This is a genomic window from Virgibacillus salarius (assembly GCF_039521925.1).
In the GTDB taxonomy this organism is placed as follows: domain Bacteria; phylum Bacillota; class Bacilli; order Bacillales; family Amphibacillaceae; genus Virgibacillus; species Virgibacillus salarius.
The window spans coordinates 1-4,776 of record NZ_BAAACY010000163.1; the positions used below are offsets into that span (position 1 = coordinate 1).

The 4,776-nt window shown below is 36.3% G+C and carries 4 protein-coding genes; 1 reads left to right on the forward strand and 3 read right to left on the reverse strand.

The genetic code is table 11. The annotated features are described in order from the left end of the window. Positions 1-337: 337 nt before the first annotated feature. From ABDZ84_RS19465 to ABDZ84_RS19475, 3 genes are all read right to left on the reverse strand, one after another. Positions 338-1,645 (reverse strand): Na+/H+ antiporter family protein, encoded by a 1,308-nt coding sequence (locus ABDZ84_RS19465; protein WP_343782698.1) that lies wholly within the window; start codon positions 1,643-1,645, stop codon positions 338-340. A gap of 229 nt (positions 1,646-1,874) precedes the next feature. Beyond that, on the reverse strand, positions 1,875-2,678 hold the full coding sequence (locus tag ABDZ84_RS19470) for a YfkD famly protein (protein WP_026682598.1): 804 nt from the start codon (positions 2,676-2,678) through the stop codon (positions 1,875-1,877). A gap of 69 nt (positions 2,679-2,747) precedes the next feature. Continuing rightward, positions 2,748-3,140: an OsmC family protein gene (locus tag ABDZ84_RS19475; RefSeq protein WP_026682597.1), complete on the reverse strand. Its 393-nt coding sequence runs from the start codon at positions 3,138-3,140 to the stop codon at positions 2,748-2,750. A gap of 351 nt (positions 3,141-3,491) precedes the next feature. Here ABDZ84_RS19475 and ABDZ84_RS19480 point away from each other — a divergent pair, with 351 nt between their 5' ends. Continuing rightward, positions 3,492-4,658: an MFS transporter gene (locus ABDZ84_RS19480; RefSeq protein WP_026682596.1), complete on the forward strand. Its 1,167-nt coding sequence runs from the start codon at positions 3,492-3,494 to the stop codon at positions 4,656-4,658. Positions 4,659-4,776: the final 118 nt, after the last annotated feature.

A 4,776-nucleotide genomic window follows, 5' to 3' on the forward strand; every position in this document is an offset into this window, starting at 1 on the left:
GAAAGCGAAGTAATTAGTCGGAGCATTGCCAATATACATCAAACATTTCAAAATAACTACTTGGCTTAACACAGTCATTGCACTGATTTTATACTTTCTTAAAGCGCAAGCGCTCGATTAGAAACGTAGCGACTGAAGCGAGTGATTGGAGGTAAAGGAAGCACGGTAAGCTTGCGAGCCGATGATGGCTTAGATTAGGACGATTCGTGAAGTCACCTCGTTTCTGGGCGCTGGAACTGGACGCGGCTTAACACGCCCATATTTATCCACATGGGCTAATTTTATAATGTCGTAGACAAAAAAGCTGTCAAAATAATACTTCGACAGCTTGGAAATTCTAAAGAACAATTGCAGCAATCCAACCAAATATAAACAATGGGATATTGTAGTGAATAAAGGTTGGGACTACCGTATCCCAAATATGATGATGCTTTCCATCAGCATTTAAACCAGACGTAGGACCAAGTGTACTATCAGATGCTGGTGATCCTGCATCCCCTAATGCACCTGCTGTACCAATAAGTGCAGCTGTAGCGAGTGGGGAAAAACCTGCTACTAAACAAATCGGGACGTACAGTGCAGCCAATATCGGGATCGTCCCAAAGGAGGACCCAATTCCAATGGTTACTAGTAACCCAACCAACAACAGAATAAATGCAATAAGCGCGTGATTATTATCCAAAAAACCAGATGAAACTTCTACTAAAGCCTCTACTGCACCTGTTTCTGTTAAAATATTTCCATAACCTGCTGCTACCAGCATTACAAATGCGATTGTTCCCATCATACCAATTCCCTCTGTGACTACACGATCTCCTTTATGAAATGGAATAACCAAGAATAGGAACATGAAAACAAGACCGGTTAATGCGCCAACAATTAAATTCTCTGTAATAATTTGTACAATTAAGGCAGCAAATATCGATATTAACGTAAATACATGTTGTTTTGTAAAGCGGATGTTTGTTGCCTCTACAGCCGCAGCCGTGTCTGATTCTCCAACAAATGAATCTGGATCACGATCTTTCCGATAGGTTATAAAGATAGCGATCAATAATCCGATAATCATTCCTGAGCCAGGGATAAGCATTGCCAAGGCAGACTCACTAACTGTAATATTAGCTCCGTGTTGATTCATCCCTGTAACAATCGTCTCATGAAAGATTAATCCAAAACCTGCTGGAATAAGAATGTAAGGAGCTTTAAGCCCAAAGGTTAGAGCTGTTGCAACTGCGCGACGATCCATTCGCATTCGATCAAATAATTGTAGTAATGGCGGTATTAATATAGGTATAAATGCAATATGCACAGGTACTAAATTTTGTGATAATGATGCAACTCCGGCAATTGCTAATAGCATCATAGTCTTTTTTCCTGTTAGCACGCGTATTAAATAATTTACCAATAATGACGTAATTCCAGTATAGCTAATAGCAACGGCAAATGCTCCTAAGAGTATATAACTTAAAGCGGTATTTGCGCCACCTCCCATACCTCCCACAAGCATATCCATTGATTCAACGATAGTTAACCCTGACATTAAACCTGCTGTTAAAGCTGCTGCGATAATAGCAATAATTACATTCACACGTAATAAGCTTAATATCGTCATCACAAGAACAGAAACGATTACAACCCATTCCATGTTTTGTTTCCCCTCTTTCTTCCCCTTTAATACTTCACTATGATAAAGTAATAAAGCGTAAAAATCAACCCCCTTTCCCTTCCATTTTCTTCAATAACCGCTTTTAGCATGAAATAATCCCCCTCTTCTTTTGTTTTATGTAAGATCCAAGAAAGATATTCAATTCTTTTATTCAAATATAAAAAGCTATCGAGGAGCTTCTCGACAGCTATATGGAAAGTATGCTTCATTATTTTACATTATACGAAAAGGATACGTAATCTTGAATAGGAATCCAAGCGCCAATTCCTTGCTTCGTTACATTTTTAATTTCAATTGATTTTTTGGACCCCTTCAATTTTAAATACACTTCTCCAAACGTTACTTGCCCTTTTTCATTAACAGCTGGTGCAAAAGTTTGTAGCTTTGCATACTTATTTGCTGCAACATTATAGGTATTATCTTTTTTAGTATTTTTTCCTATTACAGTCTGATAAGAAAGTGGAAGCTTGGTCTTTGTCTTTGATTTTAGTAGCATCATTTTTTTCACATCATCAGGCTTATTAATTTTATTGGTAAGTGCACCCTTTATTTCTTTTTGCTCTTGTTGAACATAACGCAATTCCTGCGCTTCTGTTCCTCCAGTATTATTTAATTCATTCATATTAATTTGCTGATACTCCCAATTAATCGTTGTTTCCGATGATTCATAATTTAATGGCCACCTTCCAATATAAACCATGCCACGATATCCTATCGCTATTGGTGAAGGTTTTAACGATGTTTCATTAAGCATCTTAATTAATACAGGGTTTTCTATTTTAATGTCTAATTCATCCATTAGCTCCTTCGTTAGTTCACTTGGCTCAATAACCTCCTGATCTTCTGTGGAGTTTGGAAATGTATTTTCTTTAGATACATTGAGAACGTGACTAGGTATTTCAAATGGATCCTTCTTCTTCTCTTTTTCAGCACTAAAGCTGTTAGCTGGAAATACAGAAGCAAACATTATAGCTAGAATCATGACCGAACTACACCATTTAACTTTATTCATATGTCTTATCCCTTCTTTTTTCACATAGTTTCTTTCTGACATATGAATTTTATACCTGCTTATACAAAATTAACGGCTTAATTCAATTGTTTCAATTGTTTCTTCTATCCTTATACTGTTCTCAACAGAACGTACCATAGCACAATTTTTTCTAGCTATTGCTAAATTTTTATACAATTTATCAGGATCTAAATGATGCCCTTTTACCGTAAAATGTAGTACTATTTTTTCAATCCGATTTGCTTCGTCCGGATTTCTTTCTACCTCTGCAGTAATTTTTATATCTTCTAGCTCTATTCTTTGTTTCTCTAGAATTTTACGATACACCGAACCACTACAACCTGCAATGGATGCTATCATTAACTGATATGGTCGAAAACCATATTCCTCATTTCCCGATATTTCCAACTCACCATACGCTAGACTTGTTCTTAATCCATTTTCTTTTAAATATAATTCCACTCTTGTTCCCTCCAATTATCTTCCTATTGATTTTTTCATAATGTGAAACCTCAATCAGTTGGGGGTTGTTTATCCACCACTGATTGCTAGTACCATAAAGCTATGACCTAAATGCCTTTGAACCCATCTAACATTTACCGGCAGTCGATTCCCCACTTTCCGTTAGTGGTTTCCCTTTATTGCTTGGAAGTGGGGGGCTTACTGCCAGTTATAATTGTAATAAAACAACGCTATTATATTTTTCCTTATTTATTATAATCATAAACGATTTAGATACTATATACACAATAATTGACCTTTTTCAAGTTTGCTATTAGATTTAAGTTAGAACTTCATTAAAGGGGTACAACAATGAATACTGCAAATTATCGTTTCTGGATATTAATAGGACTTGTGTTAATTTCTGGTTTTTCACAGGGTATGCTACTTCCCTTACTTTCTATTATTTTAGAACAAAATGGTATTTCCTCTACAATTAATGGACTACATGCAACAGGTTTATATATTGGTGTCTTATTGGCCTCTCCTTTTATGGAAAAACCGATGCGTAAATTTGGCTTTAAACCAATAATTGTTGTAGGTGGCATGCTTGTAATTATTTCTTTGGGAATTTTCCCATTATGGGATGCTTTATGGTTTTGGTTTATTCTTCGAATGATAATTGGAATTGGCGATCAAATGCTGCATTTCGGGACACAAACTTGGATTACCGCAACAGCAACAGAAAATACAAGGGGAAGAAATATTGCTTTATATGGATTATCATTTGGATTAGGTTTTGCATTAGGACCATTAATGACGAGACTATTATCCGTTCATCAAGCATTGCCATTTATTATTTCAGCACTTTTAAGCCTTTTGGTCTGGTCAACATTAATTTTTATTCGTAACCAATGGCCTGAGGATGAAATCGACAGCGCTTATCCAACGAGCTCTGTTCAACGATTTATGAAGACGATTAAAATAGCTTGGGTAGCACTTCTACCAGGATTCGGCTATGGATTCCTAGAGGCATCATTACATAGTATTTTTCCCGTGTACGGACTACGAATCGGCCACCAGGTTGATATGCTAGCCTTAATTATTCCTTGTTTTGCTTTTGGCAGCTTAATTACACAATTACCTCTAGGTATACTTAGCGATAAATATGGAAGGAAACCGATTCTATTAACTGTTTTATCCTTAGGAATTATTTGCTTTTCGTTGTCAGCAGTATGGGAGTCATCGGTTCTAGGACTGTTTATCTTGTTCACGCTCGCAGGCATGTGTGTTGGATCATTGTTTTCTCTAGGTATATCTTATATGACTGATTTATTACCGGGAAACCTCTTACCTGCAGGCAATCTAATGGTAGGTATCATGTTTAGTTTAGGTAGTATTAGTGGACCATTTATTGGAGGTTTATTTATAGAAAAGCTTCCTCATGTATCTTTTTTCTACTTAATTACTATTGTGCTAATCATCATTACAGGTGCGATTTTTTTCCAAAAGGACAAACACCAGGAGCAGCAAATATAAAATGAGGCTGAGACAAAAGAATGAAGAAACAATAAAAAACGAATGATAAGGTACCGACCCCCTGAAGTTAGAGTAAAAAATCTAATTTCAGGGGGGGTTTTTGTGGCTAAATATAGTG

Coding starts and splice junctions, on each gene's coding strand:
- ABDZ84_RS19480 (WP_026682596.1), top strand. CDS start 3,492: ATGAATACTGCAAATTATCGTTTCTGGATATTAATAGGACTTGTGTTA.
- ABDZ84_RS19465 (WP_343782698.1), bottom strand. CDS start 1,645: ATGGAATGGGTTGTAATCGTTTCTGTTCTTGTGATGACGATATTAAGC.
- ABDZ84_RS19470 (WP_026682598.1), bottom strand. CDS start 2,678: ATGAATAAAGTTAAATGGTGTAGTTCGGTCATGATTCTAGCTATAATG.